The sequence below is a fragment of the Thioalkalivibrio sp. ALJ3 genome (assembly GCF_000377205.1).
Taxonomy (GTDB): Bacteria; Pseudomonadota; Gammaproteobacteria; order Ectothiorhodospirales; family Ectothiorhodospiraceae; genus Thioalkalivibrio.
In genome coordinates, this window is sequence record NZ_KB897905.1 from 412,302 (window position 1) to 429,566 (window position 17,265).

Here is a 17,265-nt window from a genome sequence, read left to right on the forward strand (position 1 = left end):
GGACCCGGTTCCCTTGAAAGACGCCCTTACCCAGGCCCTCGCGGCCGCCCTGGAGACCCTGGTGGCCGATGGCCGTGTACCCGCCGATCACGGTGTCGAGGTACAGGTCACGCGTGCCCGCGACCGCGAGCATGGCGACTTTGCCAGCAACCTGGCGATGCAGCTCGCGCGCCCAGCGAAGACCAAACCGCGCGACCTGGCCGAGGCCCTGTGCGCCGCGATGCCGGCCGTGCCCGGCCTGGCCGGCACCGAGATCGCCGGCCCCGGCTTCATCAACTTCCGCCTCGCCGCGGATGCCCGCACCCAGGTGCTGGGCCGCATCGCCACCCAGGGCGCCGACTTTGGCCGATCGAGCGTGGGGAACGGCCGCCCGGTGCAGGTGGAGTTCGTCTCCGCCAACCCCACCGGCCCGCTGCATGTCGGCCACGGCCGCGGCGCGGCCTTCGGTGCCACCGTCGCCGACCTGCTGGATTTCTGCGGCTTCGACGTCACCCGCGAGTACTACGTGAACGACGCCGGGCGGCAGATGAACATCCTCGCCGCCAGCGTCTGGCTGCGCTACCTGGAACAGCACGGCGTGCAGGTCCTGTTCCCGGCCAACGGCTACCAGGGTGACTACATCTACCCGGTCGCCGAGTCCCTGACCGCGCAGATCGGCGAACAGGCCGTACACCCGGCCGAGGCCGTGACCCGCGACCTGCCGCCGGACGAACCGGCCGGCGGCGACAAGGAGATCTACATCGACGCGGTGATCGCCCGTGCCCGCGAGCTGCTGGGCCCGGAACTGTACCGCACGGTGTTCGACTGTGGACTGAACGCGATCCTCGAAGACATCCGCGACGACCTGCGCGAGTTCGGGGTCGAATACCAGTGCTGGTTCTCCGAGCGCAGTCTGGCCGACTCCGGCGCGATCGACGCCGCGGTGCAGGATCTCGAGGCGCACGGCGCGCTGTACGAGAAGGACGGGGCGCTGTGGTTCCGCTCCTCCGACTACGGCGACGACAAGGACCGCGTGGTGCGCCGCGAGAACGGCGACTACACCTACTTCGCCTCCGACATCGCCTATCACCGCGAGAAGTTCCAGCGCGGCTTCGAGCGCGTGATCAACATCTGGGGTGCCGACCACCACGGCTACGTCCCGCGCGTGCGCGCCGCGCTGCAGGCCCTGGGCCTGGAGGCCGACCGCCTGGACGTGTTGCTGGTGCAGTTCGCGATCCTCTACCGCGGGGGCGAACGCCTGCCGATGTCCACCCGCGCCGGGCAGTTCGTCACCCTGCGCGAGCTGCGCGACGAGGTCGGGTCGGACGCCGCACGCTTCTTCTACGTGCAGCGGCGCTGCGACCAGCACCTGGACTTCGACCTGGATCTGGCCAAGTCGCAGTCCAACGACAACCCGATGTACTACATCCAGTACGCCCATGCGCGCATCGCCAGCGTGCTGCGTACCGCCGCCGAACGCGGCCATACCGCCAGCGCGCTGGACGACGCCGGGCTGTCCGAACGCCTGACCGAGCCGCAGGAAGACGACTTGCTGGATCGCCTCGACCGCTTCCCCGAGGTGATCGCGGCGGCCGCCGAGGCCTGCGAGCCGCACCAGATCGCCCAGTACCTGCGCGAGCTGGCCGCCGGCTTCCATACCTACTACAACGCCGTGCCATTCCTGAATGCCGAGGACGCCAACGTCATCGGCGCGCGCCTGGCGCTGCTGACCGGCATCAAGCAGGTGCTGCACAATGGGCTGCGCCTGCTCGGCGTCACCGCCCCCGAACGGATGTAGCCCATGGCCCAGGCCCGCCGCAAGCGCCGCAAGACGACCCCCGCCCGATCTTCACGACCGATCCCGGGCTGGGTCTGGATGTTCGCCGGCCTGCTGATCGGGCTCGGGATCGCGGCCGTGCTCTATCTCCAGGGGGCCGACCGTTCGCCCGACATCGGCGCCCTGTTCGGCGAGCCGGAGACCCCGGCCGAGCGCGCACCCGCAGCGCAGCCGGAGCGCCTGCCCACCGATGATGAGCCGCGGTTTCGCTACTACGAGCTGCTGCCCGAAGACGAGGTGCGTGTCCCTCGGGGTGAGCGCGAAGTCCCGCAGGACCAGGTGGTCCCACCCCCGGCCTCCCCGGCCGAGGGCGATCCGGTGATCCTGCAGATCGGATCCTTCCGGCGGTTCGAACAGGCCGACGAGATGAAGGCCCGCATCTCCCTCCTGGGCCTGAGCCCGCAGGTACACGAGGTCCAGGTCGAGGGCGAGACCTGGCACCGAGTCTTTGTCGGCCCCTTCACCCAGGAGGACGACGTCAACCGCGCCCTGGACCGCCTGCGCTCGGAGAACATCGAGGCCCTGCGCCTGCGTCACCGGGACGGTTGATGGCCGCGGCCGGCCCGGACCTGGACGCGCTGGCGAGGACCGTGGAGGCCCTGCCACAGGGCAGCGAACGCCGCGAACTGGGCGAACTGCTGCGCCGGGCCCGCCAGCGGCACAAGCGCGGCCAACCCTGTGACCGGCTCGTCTCCACCCTGACCGAACGCCTTGCACACGCCGAACATGGCGCCGCCGAGCGCGAACGCCTGCGCCCGCAGCCCGTCTACGCCGGCGACCTGCCGATCCACGCCGAGCGCGAGCGGATTGTCGCCGCGATCCGCGAACACCCGGTGCTGGTGCTGTGCGGCGAGACCGGCTCCGGCAAGACCACCCAGCTGCCCAAGCTGTGCCTGGAGGCCGGGCGCGGCGAGGCCGGGCTGATCGGCCACACCCAGCCGCGCCGCATCGCCGCGCGCTCGGTCGCCAGCCGCATCGCCGAGGAGCTGGGCACGACGCTGGGGGGCGATAAGACCTCCACCGTCGGCTTCAAGGTCCGCTTCTCCGACCAGACCGGGCCGAACAACTGGGTCAAGCTGATGACCGACGGCATGCTGCTGGCGGAGCTGGCGCATGACCCGGAGCTGCGCACCTACGACACCCTGATCGTCGACGAGGCGCATGAGCGCAGCCTGAACATCGACTTCCTGATGGGAGTGCTCAAGCGCCTGTCGAAGAAGCGCCCGGAGCTGCGCATCATCATCACCTCCGCGACGCTGGATCCGGAGCGGCTGTCCGCGTTCTTCGACGACGCCCCGATCCTGACCGTGGCCGGCCGCACCTATCCGGTGGAGCTGCGCTACCGCCCGATCGAGCCGGAAGACGCGGCCGACGACGAAGACGCAGGCCGTGGCGAGCGCGACCTGTTCGACGGCATCCGCGACGCGGTCGCCGAATGCGAGCGTGCCGGCCCCGGCGATATCCTGGTGTTCCTGCCCGGCGAACGCGAGATCCGCGACGCCCACAAGGCCCTGCGCGGCCAGGTGCGCGCGGACACCGAGGTCCTGGCGCTATACGCGCGCCTGTCCGCGCGCGAGCAGTCACGGGTATTCCAGTCGCACGCCGGCCGACGCATCGTGCTGGCCACCAACGTCGCCGAGACCGCGCTGACCGTCCCCGGCATCCGCTTCGTGATCGACTCGGGGCTGGCCCGCGTCTCGCGCTACTCCTGGCGCTCCCGCGTGCAGCGCCTGAGCCTGGAGCCGATCTCGCAGGCCGCCTGCGACCAGCGCGCCGGGCGCTGCGGACGGCTGGGCCCCGGCATCTGCATCCGTCTGTTCGCGGAAGACGACTACCACCTGCGCCCGCCGTTCACCGACCCGGAGATCCAGCGCTCCAACCTCGCCTCGGTGATCCTGCAGATGGCCGCGCTGAAACTCGGCCAGCCGCGCCAGTTCCCGTTCGTCGACCCGCCCGACCCGCGCCTGGTCAAGGACGGCTACCGCCTGTTGGAGGAGCTGGGCGCGGTGGATGCCCGCGGCCGCATCACCCCGCGCGGTCGCCAGCTTGCACGCATGCCCATCGACCCGCGCCATGGCGCGATGCTGCTGGCCGGGGCCGACCACGGCTGCGTAACCGAGACCGCCACCATCGCGGCCTTCCTGTCGCTGCAGGACCCGCGCGAACGCCCGGCGGAGGCCACCCAGGCGGCGGACCAGGCCCATCGGGAGTTCCAGGTCGAGGGCTCCGACTTCATGGGTATGCTGCGGCTGTGGGAGGCCTGGCACACCGCGCGCGAGGACCTGGGCTCGAATGCCCTGAAACGCTGGTGCCGCGAGCACTTCCTGAACTTCCTGCGCATGCGCGAGTGGCAGGAACTGCGCGTGCAGCTGCTGCGCCAGGCCCGCGAGATGGACCTAAAGCCGAACCACCAACCGGCCGACGCCGAGCCCGTGCACCGCGCACTGCTGACCGGGCTTGTCAGCCAGATCGGGCAGAAGACCGAGCGCGGCGACTACCTCGGCGCGCGCAACCGCCGCTTCCAGATCCATCCCGGCTCGGTCCTGGCGAAGAAGAAACCGGCCTGGGTGATGAGCGCGGAGATCGCCGAGACCACCCGCGTCTACGCCCGCGACAACGCCCGCATCGAGCCCGACTGGATCCTGGCCGCGGCGGCGCATCTGCTCAAGCACCACATCTTCGAGCCGCACTTCCAGCGCCGCAGCGGACGCGTCGGGGCCTTCGACCGCATCACCCTGTACGGCCTGGTCGTCGCCCCGAAAAAGCCGGTGGACTTCGCAAGACACGACCCCGCCGAGGCCCGGCGCATCCTGATCCGCGAGGGCCTGGTCGGTGGCGAGCTGCGCACCCGCTCGAAGGGGGTGCAGGCCAACCGCGAGGCGGTGGCCGAGATCGCCGAGCAGGAGGCGCGCGGACGCCGGCGCGACCTGCTGGTGGAAGAGGATCGCCTGTTCGACTTCTATGACGCCCGCCTGCCGGCGGAGATCACCGACGGCACGAGCTTCGAGACCTGGGCGCGCAAGACCGAGAAGCGGGACCCCGACGCCCTTCGGATCGACCGCGCGGCGCTTCTGAACGAACCGGACACCACGCTCCCGCAAGGGGCCTACCCCGACCACCTGGAGGTCGAGGGCCTGCGTCTACCGCTGGCCTACCGCTTCGAGCCGGGCCAGCCGGACGACGGCGTGACCGTGACCATCCCGATCGCCGCGCTGAACGCGGTGCCCGACTGGCTGGGCGACTGGCTGGTGCCGGGGCTGCTGGAGGAGCGCGTGACCGGCCTGTTGAAGAGCCTGCCCAAGGGTCTGCGCCGCCAGTTCGTGCCCGCGCCGGACTTCGCGCAGGCCGCGCTGGCGCGCATCGAACACCGCCAGGGCCCGCTGATCCCGGCGCTGGCCGAGGCCCTGCACGCGATGACCGGCACCGAGATCCCGCTGGATGCCTGGCGCCCGGAGAACCTGGAGCCCCACCTGGTGATGCGCTTTCGCATCCTCGATCCAGAAGGCAACGAGCAGGCCAGCGGCCGCGACCTGGCCGCGCTGAAGCGCCGGCTGGGCGACAGCGCCGAGGCCCACTTCGACGCCAGCCGCCCGGACGAGATTACCCGCGAGGGGATCACCGAGTGGGACTTCGGCGCGCTGCCGGAGAGTGTCGAGTTCGACCATCAGGGGGCGCAGCTGCGTGCCTTCCCGATCCTGGTCGATCGCGGCGACGCGGTCTCGCTGGAGCTGGAACCGGACCCGACTCGGGCCACGCGCGCCCACCGCGCGGGCCTGCGCCGGCTGTTCCTGCTGGGCGCGCGCAAGACCGCGCGCGACCTGCGCCGCCAGCTCCCGGAGATCGAGCGCGCCTGCCTGAACTACTCGACGCTCGGCAGCTGCGAGGCGCTGCGCGACCAGATCCTGGAAGCCGCGGCCGACCGCGTGTTCCTGGCCGAGCCATGGCCGCGCGATACCGAGGCCTTTCGAGAGCGCCTGGAGGCCAGCCTGCCCGAGTTCTCGCCGACGGTGATGGAACTCTCGCGCTTGGCCGCCGAGATCCTGCGCCACTGGCACGACCTGCGCACGCGGCTGCAGGGGGATCTGCCGCTGTCCTGGATCGAGGCCGCGCGCGACATCCGCGGCCAGCTCGAGGCGCTGGTCCCGGCCGATTTCCTGCTGCGTACCCCGCACGCCGTGCTGCCCGAGCTGCCGCGCTACCTGCAGGCAATCGACAAGCGCCTGGAACGCCTGACTCAGGCGCCGGACAAGGACCGCGCGCGACGTGTGGCGGTCGAGCCGCTGTGGCAGCAGGCACAGGAGCTGATCGCGCGGGCGCCGGACCACCCGGATGTGCTCGCCTTTCGCTACCGCATTGAGGAGTTTCGCGTCTCGCAGTTCGCCCAGGAACTGGGCACTCGCGAGAAGGTGTCGCCGAAGCGGCTGGAACGCGAATACGCCGACGTAATCCAACGACTGGCAAGCGGTACATGAGCGTTCTTGATAGGGGAAGCAGCGGATGCGCGTAGTCGTGATCGGGGCCGGTGTGATCGGTGTGACCACTGCCTGGTACCTGCAGGAGGCCGGCGCCGACGTCGTGCTGGTGGACGCAGGCCCGCGGCCCGCCACCGGCTGCAGCCAGGCCAATGGCGGCATGCTGCATGCGAGCCATGCCGAGCCCTGGAACACCCCCGGCGTCGGCCTGGACCTGCTGCGCTTTCTCGGCCGCACGGAGTCGCCGCTGCTGTTGCGCCCCCGCGCCCTGCCCGGGCTGGCCGGATGGGGTCTGCGCTTTCTGTGGCACAGCCGCCGCTCACTGTTCGAGCAGCACACCCGCCTGAATGCCCGCCTGGCGGCGTTCTCGCTCCGGGAGATCGACCGCCTCCAGCAGGAGCTGGCAAGCGAGGGGCTGGACTTCGACTTTCGCCGCTGCGGCATCCTGAAGCTGTTCCAGGACCCGGCCAGCCAGACCCACAACCGCGCCGCGAGCGAGGCGATGCGTGATGAGGACGTGCGCTTCGAGGACTGGGACGTGGAGCGGATCATCGCGGAAGAGCCGGCACTGGCGCCGGTGCGCGAGCGCCTGTGCGGCGGGCTGTTCTTCCCCGGCGATGCGATCGGCGACGCGGCCCGCTTCACCGAGCAACTGCTCGCGATCGGCCAGCGCCGGGGCATCCGCTATTACCCGAACGTCACCGCCCGGCGCCTGCGCACCCACCGCGGCCGGATCGACGCGGTGGAGACCTCCGAAGGGCCGATCGCGGCGCAGGCCTGCGTGGTCGCCAACGGCTACCACGCCGCGGACCTGCTGCGCCCGCTGGGGCTGCACCTGCCCGTCGCCCCGGTAAAGGGCTATTCGCTGACCCTGCCGATGGACGCAGACTGCCGGCTGAACCTGCCGCTGATCGATGACGCCAACAAGGTGGTGATGACCCCACTGGGCAAACGCCTGCGCCTGGCCGGCACCGCCGAATTCGCCGGCCGTGACCGCCACCTGAACACCGAGCGGAGCGCCAATGTCCTCGACCAGTGCCGGCGCACCCTGACCGGCCTGCCCGCGACCTTCGACCCGGCGACGATGGCCCCCTGGACCGGGCTGCGCCCAATGAGCGCCCGCGGTACGCCGATCCTGGGGCCCACCTCCATCAACGGCCTGCACCTGAACACCGGGTCCGGACATCTGGGCTGGACGTTTGCCTGCGGGGCGGCGGCGCTGGTGCGTGCGGGGGTGCTGGGCGAATCGCCGTCTCTACCCATGGAAGAACTGAGGCTCTGATCGGCTCTGGGGCGATGCGTTGAGCAACGCGAAACGCATCATGAGGCAATACAGACCACGCCATTTACGACGCCGGGAATACCATGCGGATCCGTGCCCCATGCAGCTCCGGTGCCTGTTCGATATGCAGCTCGCCACCGTGATCCTGCACCAGGGCCTGGATAATGCTGAGACCCAGGCCCTGGCCGGCCTCGGCGTCGCTGCGTACGTCTGCGCGTTCCCCCCGCTCCAGCACCCGGGCGCGATCCGCCGGCGCGATACCGGGCCCATCATCGTCGATGGTCAGCGTAACGGCCTGCGGCGTGCACTGTGTCGAGATTCGCACACGGCTGGTCGCATGGCGGATCGCGTTGTCCAGGGTATTGCCGAGAAGCTCGAAGATCGCGCCCGGTTCCATGCGCAGGGCACAGCCCGGTTCGAGTTCGCTGTCCAGATCCACACCCTGCTGGCTGGCGAGCCGTCCAAGCGCCTGACAGGTTCGCTCGATGATGGGCGCCAGTAGCTCGGGCGCCTGGAAGGGCGCCGGACCCAGGCGCTGTGCCTGGCTGAGCTGGTGCTGCACCATGGCCTGCAGCCGGTCAACCTGGCGCTGCATGTCCTCGGAGTCGAGGTTCTGGCTCTCGAGGTTGAGACGCAGCGCGGAGATCGGGGTCTTCAGGCTGTGGGCCAGGTCGGCCAGGGCATTCTGCTGGCGTTTCAGTCGCGCGCGCTCGAATTCGATCAGGTCGTTGATGCTCCCGGTCAGGGCCTGCACCTCGGTCGGGTACGGCCCCTCCAGGCGCCTGTGGTCCCCGTGCCGCAGTGCCTCCAGATCGCCCTGTACGCGGCGCAACGGCCACAGTCCCCAGAACCACAGTGCCAGCCCAAGGGCGACGATCAACGAGATCGTCATGGTCATCAGCCCCTGCCAGAGGCTGGCGCGATACTGCTCCACCTGTTCTTCAAAGGCCTCACGATCTTCCAGCATCTGGAAAGTCAGTCCGACCTGGCCACCGTCCAGCTCCCATTGCACGGGCAGGCTGAAGGCGAAGAAGTCGTCCTCCGACCAGTCACGCAGGGAGATCCCCACTGCGGACGGGGAGCGCCAGAGCGTGCGCCCGTCCGGACCGAGGATGCGGGCATAGAGACCACTGGCGGGCAGTTGCAGGCGACTCTCGGGCAGCATCTCGGGGACGCGGACCTCGTTGCGCCCGACGACCTCGACCAGCCCCATCAACAGCAGAACCTGGGCCTCCAGGCGGGTCTCCACGGCATCCGCCGCATTGTCGCGAAATGCGGCCTCCAGCACCCAGGCCGTTAGCAGGGAAAACACCAGTACAGTAGCCCCTGCTACCAGCGCCAGGCGCAGGGTCAGGCTACTGCGGATCTGGCGCAGAGGGCGTCTCATCGGATATCGAACAAGGAGCCGGCGTCGCCCGTGCGCAGCGTCATGAGCCCGAGGCGGGATCGGACGGGGTGGCGGCATCCGCCTCGCGTACAAAGCGATAGCCCCGGCCGCGCAGGGTCTCGATCAGGCCCAGGCTGCCGTCCGGGTCCAGCTTGCGGCGCAGGCGCCCGATCAGCACCTCAATCACGTTGCTCTCGCGATCCTCGTCGTGTTCGTAGAGATAGTCCGCCAGCACTTCCTTGCTCAGCACACGCCCCGGCTGGCGCACCAGTGTCAGGAGCAGGCGGTACTCGAACGTCGTCAGCGAGACCGGCTCGTCGTTCAAGCGAACATCGTCGGTGGCGGTGTCGATCAACAGAGGGCCGAACTGCAGCTGTTCGCGACCGGCCTGCAGACTCCGACGCGCAAGGGCGCGCAGGCGAGCCACCAGCTCCTGAATGTGGAACGGCTTGGTCAGATAGTCGTCGGCACCCGCCTCGAGACCCTCGACCTTGTCCTGCCAGCGGTCGCGGGCCGTGAGGATCAGGATGGGCAGTTGCGGCTTCACCTCGCGAGCCTTGCGAATGACATCGAGGCCATCCATGCCGGGCAGCCCCAGATCCACCACCGCAATATCGCAGTGATACTCGGTTAGCAGGTACAGGCCGGTGTCGCCGTCCGAGGCGGTATCCACGCGGCAGCCGTTGTTCTCCATCTCCTCGGCGATCTGGCTGCGCAGAGCCAGATCGTCCTCGATCACCACTACGCGCAGATTCATGGGTCCAGCTCCGTCCCTTCCTCGATCTTGATCGTTCGCACCTGCTGGTTGTCGGTCAGGATACGCACGATAAACACGCGATTCCCGTACTCGGTCAAATCTTCGCGCGCGGACAGGACCCGCCCTGGATAGTTGGCTTCGACACGCGCCACCGCCTCGTCCAGCGTCCAGACGGCCGCATGCGGATCTTCGGTAATGAATTGCGCCTGCGCCGCGAAGGGCGCCAGCAGGACCGCCAGCAGGATCCCGAGCGCGCCCGCACGACCGATGAATCGGCGTCTCCGGGCACCGCCTTTGGCAACGGTCTCCGGTCCGGGGCGCATAACGGTGATCTCCGTGACAGGGTGGGTGAGCAAACTCTTGCAGCTACAAGGCTATAGGCCTAGCCTGAACGTTATCTGAAACCGGACGTTCCCGTCATGACTCAAGCCCCTGCCCACTCCGAACCCGAGGTACCTTTGGAGGAAGAAGCCGGCCCTCTGCGCTGGAACGAACTGATGCCGCATTTCGCCCGTGGCGTGGTGATTCGCGTGGCGCCCGAGCTGGACCTGATCGCGGTGGCCCGCGCGTTCCGTGACGACGCCACGCATCAGGTCAGCGAATGGCTGGCCAATGACCAGGTCGCCCGTGCCTCGGATGACGATGCACGCCGCTGGGCCGCGAATGACCCCGTGTTCACCGCGATCGTCGCCGCACCCTGGGTGCTCGCCCAGGAACGCAGCACGGCCCACTGATCCCGCCATGACCTCGCCGCTGGGCATCGAGGACGACACGCTGGCCCGCCTGATCCAGGCGGCGCGGGAGTTCCATGCCAAGGAGGAGGTCGTATTTCCGGACTCGAACCCCGACACGTCGGACGACGACTGGGCCATGCAGATCCTCGCCGATCATGCCGGCGATCTGACCCTGCGCGAGCTGGAAGACACCCTCAGCGGCCTCGGGCCGGAGTACCAGGCAGAGCTGCAGGCCCTCAGCGCCCTCGGGCGTGGCGACTACGGTGCCGAGGAATGGGAAATCGCACTGGAGGATGCCCGCGACGACTGGACACCCGATACCGCCCATCGCCTGATCGCCAACCCGATGATCGCGGACGAGTGGGAGGCCGGGCTGGAGCAGATGCAGGCTGTTGACTAGGGAGAAGGCAGCCCGGGGCCAGAGCGGCCCGAGTCACGCCCCCAGCTCGGACGGATCGAACTGCACGGCCACCCCGTCTTCCATGACGCGCACGACCTGTGCCCGCACCCGGGGTGGCTCGCCCCCGTCCCCGAGCAAGCCGAACACCTGCAGCATGAGTTCGTCGCCCGGATCGAGGCCCTTCAACACGCCAATCCCGGGCTGCTCCCGATCTTCCCAAGCGAGGAAGGCGCCTCCACCGGAGATATCATTCGTGGTGAGTCTTACCTGACTCCCGTCACTGCATTCCGCCACCACCTCGACGGTCATCGGGATGCGCGGATGGCGCCGACGTTCCCCTGTCATGGCCTTTCTCCTGCTGCAGATACCTTTTCGATGCATCGAAAAGGCGGATGGGTTGTGCTATATCCCAAATCAATGATCGTTCCATCACACGATCAGGCGCAACTCCGGGCGAACAAACCCGGAAATGCATCCCAGCCCGGCGACCACACCGGGTGCGAGGAGCGAGGCAGTACCGAGAAGACTGTCGCCATACAAAGCCACTTCAAGACGGAGGAGTCCGTTCACATGAAGCAATCACGTTTGTTTGTGGCGGGGCTTGTGGCCTCGCTGGCGATGGCCGGTACCGCATCCAAGGCAATCGCCGATAATGACGAAATCACCCGTGGCCAGCTGATGGCCGCTTCCTGCAAGGCCTGCCACAACGCTGCTGGCGCCGAAAAGGGCGTGCCCGACCTGGCTCGAATCTCGCCAGAGGTCATCCAGAGCCAGATGCGCGCGTTCCGCGATGGCGACCGTGACGCGACCATCATGGACCGCCACGCCAAGGGCTACACGGACGAAGAGATCGAAGCGATGTCGGTCTACTTCTCGCGCTTCTGATCACGGGGGATGACAACAATGCACAATTTTACTCGACGCCACTTTCTTAAGGCCTTCGGGGTCACCAGCGCGGCCGCACTGACCGGTATCGGCTGTGCCCCTCGTGCCGCCCGTAACGGCGCAAAGGCCCATGTGGTCGTGGTCGGGGGCGGTTCCGGCGGTGCCACGGCAGCGCGCTATCTGAAACAGTTCTCGCCCGACATGATGGTCACGCTGATCGAACCCAACGCCACCTACGTCACCTGCTACGGCAGTAACTGGGTGATCGGCGGGTTCGAGAGCATGGATGCGATCACGCACGGCTACCAGAACCTGCGCGACCGCGACGGTATCGACGTCATCGAAGACAAGGTCGTCGGTGTAGACACCGACAGCCGAACCGTGCGCCTCGAAAGCGGTGGCAGCGTGCAGTACGACAAGCTGGTCATGTCGCCGGGGATCGACTTCAAGTACGACGACATGCCCGGCATCGATGAGGCCGACGCCGAACGGATTCCACACGCCTGGAAAGCCGGTTCGCAGACCGAACTGCTACGTTCTCAGTTGCTGGAGATGCCCAATGGGGGCGTCTTTGTAATGGTCGCACCACCGAACCCGTTCCGCTGCCCGCCCGGACCCTACGAGCGGGTCTCGCTGATCGCGCACTACTTCAAGGAGCACAAGCCACGCTCCAAGATCATCGTGCTCGATGCCAAGGACAACTTCTCCAAGCAGGGCCTGTTCGAGGAAGGCTGGGCCCAGCACTATGGCGACATGATCGAGTGGCGCGGCGCCTCCGACGGTGGTCTGGTCGAGGAGATCGACGTCGGCGGGATGACCGCCCGCTCCGACAGCGGCTTCGAGCGCGTGCGCGCGGATGTAATGAACTTCATCCCGGCGCAGCGGGCTGGCCAGATCGTCCACGATGTCGGCCTCACCAACGACCAGGGTTGGGTCCCGGTCAACCAGCGGACCTTCAAGTCGGAGATGGATGACAACATCTACGTGCTGGGGGATGCCAGCGTGGCGGGCGCGATGCCGAAGTCCGGCCATTCGGCCAACAACCAGGGCAAGATCGTCGCCGCGGCGATCGTGCGCGAGTTGATGGACCAGGAGCCGATCGATCCCTCCTCGGCCAACACCTGCTACAGCCTGATCACCCCGGAACACGGGATCAGCGTGGCGGCCGTCTACAAGTACCAGGATGGTGCCCAGGCGGGCGTCGAAGGCTCTGGCGGTGTCAGCCCCTCGGGCGAAACCTCGAGCTTCCGTCGTCGCGAGGCCGAGTACACCCGGGCCTGGTACGCCGGGATCACCCGGGACATCTGGGGCTAGACTCGATTACAGCCGTCACGGCTGTAATCGATGGATGAAGACGGCGCCTGCGGGCGCCGTCTTCTTTTGGGTGCTTCGAATCAAGCGTTCAGGTCGGGAATCAGGCGACTGCGCAGTCGCTGGATGGAGTCTTTCAGCTGCAGCTTGCGTTTTTTCAACCGCTGAATCGCAAAGGCATCCGGCGCCGGTTGCTCGTGCATCACCGCAATTGCGGAATCCAGCGCCCGATGCTCGGACTCGAGCTCCGCCAGTCGTGCACGAATCTGACTCTCCGTCTCCAACAGCCCATCCTCGCTTGTTTGTTCGGGTCACGAGATACATCCAGCTCGCGTATCATCGCAGACCCACCTTGCCCGAACCATCCCGAACCCATGGCCATCCGCAACACCAGCCTGTCCATCGATACCCCGCGCGGCATCCAACTGAACGGCGTTCTGGCAGAACCCGACCAGGGTCCGCTACTCGGCCAGGCCTGCATCGCACACTGCTTCGCCTGTTCCAAGGACTTCCCCGCCACCGTGCGTCTGGCACGCGCGCTGGCGGAAGAGGGCATCGCCACGCTGCGCTTCGACTTCGCCGGCCTGGGCGACTCCGAGGGCCGCTTTCGCGACAGCACGCTCGAAACCTATTGCGAGGACCTGAACGCCGCACTGGACGCGGTGCAACAGGCCACCGGCGAGCCCACCGATCTCCTGATCGGGCACAGCTTCGGCGGGGCCATGGCCATCCATGTGGGCAGCCAGCGCGAGGAGTTGGGGGGTATTGTCACCATCGCCGCGCCCAGCCGGCCCGGCCATGTCGCGCATCTGTTCGGCGACATCGCCGACACCATCGAGCGCGAAGGCTTCGCCCGCGTCAATATTGGCGGCCGCCCGGTCGAGATCGGAAAACCCTTCCTGGACTCGATCGAAGAGCCAACGCTGGACAGCGCCCTGGAGCGCATGACACAACCACTGCTGCTCCTGCACGCCCCCGGCGATACCGTGGTCAGCGTCGATCATGCCCGTCGGATCTTCCAGCAGGCCCACCACCCCAAGAGCTTCGTCGCCCTGCACCAGACCGACCACCTGCTCTCGCGTCCCGAACACACGCGCTATGCCGCCGGGCTGATCCACGCCTGGGCCGCCAACCTGTTCGATTAACCCCAGCGCACGCTGAACTGTAGGAGGCCAGCCCTCTGGCCGATGGGGTTTTATTGGCGTCCAATCGGCCAGAGGGCTGGCCTCCTACAGCATGAACCAGGCTCTACCAGTAGTTTTCGGTCGTGATCTGCCCCGGCTTGCGGCGGCGATTCTTTTCCAACCCGCGCTCGCGGAGGATGGAGGCGGTGTCCTTCACCATGGCCGGGTTGCCGCACAGCATCACCTGCGAATGTTCCGGCGCGATCTTGAGCCCGGCGTGATGCTCCAGGCGACCTTCGGCAATCGCGGCCGGGATACGACCCTCGAGGCCGCCCGGGCAGGGTTCGCGGCTGACGAACGGGATGTACTGGAACTGTTGCGAGTCGCGTTCCTGGAACTGCCGGATCGTATCCTGGTAGGTCAGTTCGTCCGCCTTGCGCACGGCATGGATCAGCCGGATATTATCGAAGCGTTCCCAGGGGGTGTCGGTCTTCAGCATCGACAGGAAGGGTCCCAATGCGGTGCCGGTGGACAGCAACCACAGATCGCGGCTGTCCGGCAGCTCGTCCAGCGTGAAGAACCCCGTGGCGCGCGGCATCAACTCCACCGTGTCACCGGACTTCAGTTGCACGAGCCGGTTCGACAACGGGCCCTCGGGCACCGTGATCAGGTAGAAATCCAGCGGGGTTTCGTCCGGCGCGTTCACATAGGAATAAGGACGCGCGACCGGCTCGCCGTCGATCTCCAGGCGCAGCCGGTTGAACTGCCCGGCCTTGAACGGCTCCACATCCGCCTCCACCCGCAGCGAGAAGAGACGATCCGTCCACTGCTTGCACTCCTGCACGGTCCCCGTGACCCAGCCCATATTTCCGACTCCATGACTCAAGTATTATCCAGACTGGTGGCGTATCCGGATCGTTTCAAGCCGTCCTCCAGACGACGCGGATTAATCCACCCAGTCCCAATCCGTATAATCGGCACCCACACCTAACAGGCACTGGAGCAACCATGGCCCGCACCCCCTCGCAGATGATCGAACTCGGCACCGAGGCCCCGAACTTCTCCCTGCCGGACGTCGTCTCCGGCGACACCATCAGCCTCGACAGCTTCCCCGATGCGAAAGGCTACATGATTGCCTTCATCTGCAATCACTGCCCGTTCGTGCAACTGATCCGCCACGAGTTCGCACGCTATGGCCGCGAGTACGCGGACAGGGGCATTGCGGTGATCGCGATCAACTCCAACGACATCCAGGCGGTACCGGACGACGCCCCGGACAAGATGCGCGACGATGCCCGCCGTTTCGGCTACAAGTTTCCCTACTGCCTGGACGAGGACCAGTCCGTGGCCAAGGCCTACCATGCGGCCTGCACCCCGGACCTGTACCTGTTCGACGCCGACCGCAAGCTGTACTACCGCGGCCAGTTCGACGAAACGCGCCCCGGCTCCGACACCCCGGTCACCGGGCGCGACCTGCGCGCGGCCAGCGATGCCCTGCTGGCCGGCCAGACTGCCCCGGAGCCACAGCACCCGAGTCTGGGCTGCAACATCAAGTGGCGCCCGGGCAACGAGCCGGACTACTACGGCTGACCCACCTGCCGCAATGGGCTGGCCGAATCGACCGTGCGGGAGCGGGCTTGCCCGCGCGGCGGCCGTGCCCGCCGTATACTGAACGCACACTCCGAACCATGGCCACCGCATGCCGCCCAGCAACGTGATCGACGGCCCGCGGGTCGCCACCTGGCGCTGCCCGTCCTGCCAGGAGGCCGTCCCGCGCCTGCTGCCCAACGGCGAGAGCAACCGCATCCCGATCCCGCCGGCGCGCATGGCACTGCCGGACAATACCGTGCGCCAGGCCTGCGAACGTGTGCAGGGGCTGCGCGCACCGGAGATCTGCTTTGCCTGCGGCCAGGCCTACCAGGAGCTGCTGGGCACGCTTGTGCGCCCACCGGCCGAGCTGGGCGACGCCCGTGGCGAGCCCGGGCTCAATGACACCGGCATCATCGGGGCCCTGTTGCCTATCGCCGACCAAGGTACGCAGATCCTGATCTTCAACGTGGTCGACCAGGAACTGCGCTGCACCGAGATCGAGCGCCTGGCCACCTTCAATCCCGACCGCCTGACCTACCCTGGTTCGCGCGGCGCCATCGCCCCGCGCATCTGGGCCCTCTACGAAGACCACCTGGCCCAGCTGCATGCCCGGCCGCCCGTTCCATACCACCCCGAATAGCCGTTGTCATCGCGTGGCGCGCAGCGCCGAGGCGATCTTTCGGGGCACCCCCGGGCGCTCACATCAACGCGGCCTCTCGACAACACGCGATCCGTTACGCGTGACCGCCTTCCCCGTCATCGCCCCCGGCAGCATCCACACGCGCGAGCATGCGCATCCCGCCGGCCATACAGCGCAACGCCTCCAGGGTCTGCAGGTCGAAATCGGCCCCGGTCTCGTCGGGCAACTGCCAGTACTTCGGCCGACAACTCGCGGGACGGCGTGCCGGCATGACGCGGGCGGCAGACGTGTCGACCGCCACCAGCAGATCGGCCCAGGACAGGTCAGCGTCCGTGACGTCGGCCATCGCGTCCGCCGGGCGCACCTCGATCCAGTCCTCGAACTCGGCCGCCGCGGCCAGCTCCGCCACGCGCGCAGCGCGCCCATCCGGCCGTTCCGCCGCCACCAGCAGACGCGCACGGCGCTTATACATCTCCACTTCCTCGCAGGTGCTTTTGAATGGCACCGCAGGCCACCGTCAGGCTATAACCCAAATGATCGAAACGGAGAACGGACGCCATGGCCCACCTCGACTGGTCGCATTATCCGGTGAATGAACTCAAGCTCGTCTACAGCACGCTGCACGCGCAGCTGACGCTGGCGCCGGAGTTGATGGATTCGCAACTGATGGATGACCTGCAGACCCACCTGCAAAAGGCCGCGAAGGCCGACGGCGTGGACGTCTCCACCCACTCCCAGTGGGCCGCCTGGCTGAACGACCGCTGAGCCCCAGGAGCATCACTGCTTACAAGGGCCCGATCGGCCAGGGGGCTGGCCTCCTACAGTGGGTGACACCAAGGGCGTAGCAACCTCCATGCGAAAACCCGC

General features: G+C 67.7%; 19 protein-coding genes. 12 read left to right on the forward strand and 7 right to left on the reverse strand.

Annotated features, from left to right (window positions below; all coding sequences use genetic code 11):
- Nucleotides 1–13 precede the first annotated feature (13 nt).
- The 4 genes from argS to C935_RS0102020 are packed head-to-tail and all read left to right on the forward strand — an operon-like array spanning nt 14 to nt 7,570.
- On the forward strand, nt 14–1,777 hold the full coding sequence (argS, locus tag C935_RS0102005) for an arginine--tRNA ligase (protein WP_018860843.1): 1,764 nt from the start codon (nt 14–16) through the stop codon (nt 1,775–1,777).
- Between the two features lie 3 nt (nt 1,778–1,780).
- Nucleotides 1,781–2,365, forward strand: a complete 585-nt coding sequence (locus C935_RS0102010) for an SPOR domain-containing protein (protein ID WP_018860844.1) — start codon at nt 1,781–1,783, stop codon at nt 2,363–2,365.
- Nucleotides 2,365–6,288: an ATP-dependent RNA helicase HrpA gene (gene hrpA / locus C935_RS0102015; protein ID WP_018860845.1), complete on the forward strand. Its 3,924-nt coding sequence runs from the start codon at nt 2,365–2,367 to the stop codon at nt 6,286–6,288. Before C935_RS0102010 ends, hrpA begins: the two co-directional genes overlap by 1 nt.
- 25 nt (nt 6,289–6,313) lie before the next feature.
- Entirely contained in the window at nt 6,314–7,570 is a 1,257-nt protein-coding gene (locus C935_RS0102020) for an FAD-dependent oxidoreductase (RefSeq protein ID WP_018860846.1), read from the forward strand.
- A gap of 64 nt (nt 7,571–7,634) precedes the next feature.
- Here C935_RS0102020 and C935_RS0102025 read toward each other — a convergent pair whose 3' ends face one another.
- Genes C935_RS0102025 through C935_RS0102035 form a run of 3 tightly spaced genes read right to left on the reverse strand, consistent with a single transcriptional unit; the run spans nt 7,635 to nt 10,037 of the window.
- On the reverse strand, nt 7,635–8,957 hold the full coding sequence (locus C935_RS0102025) for a HAMP domain-containing sensor histidine kinase (protein ID WP_018860847.1): 1,323 nt from the start codon (nt 8,955–8,957) through the stop codon (nt 7,635–7,637).
- 40 nt (nt 8,958–8,997) lie between these two features.
- Nucleotides 8,998–9,714 (reverse strand): response regulator transcription factor, encoded by a 717-nt coding sequence (locus C935_RS0102030; RefSeq protein ID WP_018860848.1) that lies wholly within the window; start codon nt 9,712–9,714, stop codon nt 8,998–9,000.
- Nucleotides 9,711–10,037, reverse strand: a complete 327-nt coding sequence (locus C935_RS0102035) for a PepSY domain-containing protein (protein ID WP_018860849.1) — start codon at nt 10,035–10,037, stop codon at nt 9,711–9,713. Before C935_RS0102035 ends, C935_RS0102030 begins: the two co-directional genes overlap by 4 nt.
- Nucleotides 10,038–10,133: 96 nt before the next feature.
- On the opposite strand from C935_RS0102035, the gene C935_RS0102040 reads away from it, so the two are divergent.
- On the forward strand, nt 10,134–10,448 hold the full coding sequence (locus C935_RS0102040) for a DUF2288 family protein (RefSeq protein ID WP_026278592.1): 315 nt from the start codon (nt 10,134–10,136) through the stop codon (nt 10,446–10,448).
- 7 nt (nt 10,449–10,455) lie between these two features.
- Nucleotides 10,456–10,848 (forward strand): DUF3775 domain-containing protein, encoded by a 393-nt coding sequence (locus C935_RS0102045; RefSeq protein WP_018860851.1) that lies wholly within the window; start codon nt 10,456–10,458, stop codon nt 10,846–10,848.
- A 33-nt stretch (nt 10,849–10,881) separates the two neighbouring features.
- On the opposite strand, the gene C935_RS0102050 is transcribed toward C935_RS0102045, so the two are convergent.
- Nucleotides 10,882–11,193 carry a PilZ domain-containing protein gene (locus C935_RS0102050; RefSeq protein WP_018860852.1) on the reverse strand — a complete coding sequence of 104 codons (312 nt, stop codon included), beginning with the start codon at nt 11,191–11,193 and terminating at the stop codon, nt 10,882–10,884.
- Between the two features lie 225 nt (nt 11,194–11,418).
- Between C935_RS0102050 and C935_RS0102055 the strand changes: the two genes are divergently transcribed.
- Both C935_RS0102055 and C935_RS0102060 read left to right on the forward strand, forming a co-directional pair.
- Entirely contained in the window at nt 11,419–11,733 is a 315-nt protein-coding gene (locus C935_RS0102055; RefSeq protein ID WP_018860853.1) for a c-type cytochrome, read from the forward strand.
- Nucleotides 11,734–11,751: 18 nt separating this feature from the next.
- Complete coding sequence (locus C935_RS0102060) at nt 11,752–13,047, forward strand: FCSD flavin-binding domain-containing protein (protein ID WP_018860854.1); 1,296 nt, start codon at nt 11,752–11,754, stop codon at nt 13,045–13,047.
- Nucleotides 13,048–13,127: 80 nt separating this feature from the next.
- Here the strand turns inward: C935_RS0102060 and C935_RS0102065 are convergent, their stop codons facing one another.
- Nucleotides 13,128–13,328 carry a YdcH family protein gene (locus C935_RS0102065; RefSeq protein WP_018860855.1) on the reverse strand — a complete coding sequence of 67 codons (201 nt, stop codon included), beginning with the start codon at nt 13,326–13,328 and terminating at the stop codon, nt 13,128–13,130.
- Nucleotides 13,329–13,418: 90 nt separating this feature from the next.
- Between C935_RS0102065 and C935_RS0102070 the strand changes: the two genes are divergently transcribed.
- Nucleotides 13,419–14,189, forward strand: coding sequence for a carboxylesterase (locus tag C935_RS0102070; RefSeq protein WP_018860856.1), 771 nt, complete (start codon nt 13,419–13,421; stop codon nt 14,187–14,189).
- Between the two features lie 103 nt (nt 14,190–14,292).
- Here C935_RS0102070 and C935_RS0102075 read toward each other — a convergent pair whose 3' ends face one another.
- The gene (locus C935_RS0102075; protein WP_018860857.1) at nt 14,293–15,033 is read right to left on the reverse strand and encodes a ferredoxin--NADP reductase; all 741 of its coding nucleotides are present in this window, start codon (nt 15,031–15,033) and stop codon (nt 14,293–14,295) included.
- A gap of 143 nt (nt 15,034–15,176) precedes the next feature.
- On the opposite strand from C935_RS0102075, the gene C935_RS0102080 reads away from it, so the two are divergent.
- Nucleotides 15,177–15,758: a thioredoxin family protein gene (locus C935_RS0102080; RefSeq protein ID WP_018860858.1), complete on the forward strand. Its 582-nt coding sequence runs from the start codon at nt 15,177–15,179 to the stop codon at nt 15,756–15,758.
- 109 nt (nt 15,759–15,867) lie between these two features.
- Entirely contained in the window at nt 15,868–16,398 is a 531-nt protein-coding gene (locus C935_RS0102085; RefSeq protein WP_018860859.1) for a hypothetical protein, read from the forward strand.
- A 94-nt stretch (nt 16,399–16,492) separates the two neighbouring features.
- Here C935_RS0102085 and C935_RS0102090 read toward each other — a convergent pair whose 3' ends face one another.
- Entirely contained in the window at nt 16,493–16,870 is a 378-nt protein-coding gene (locus C935_RS0102090; RefSeq protein ID WP_018860860.1) for a hypothetical protein, read from the reverse strand.
- 86 nt (nt 16,871–16,956) lie between these two features.
- On the opposite strand from C935_RS0102090, the gene C935_RS0102095 reads away from it, so the two are divergent.
- Entirely contained in the window at nt 16,957–17,163 is a 207-nt protein-coding gene (locus C935_RS0102095) for a hypothetical protein (protein WP_017926221.1), read from the forward strand.
- The last annotated feature ends 102 nt before the right edge of the window (nt 17,164–17,265 follow it).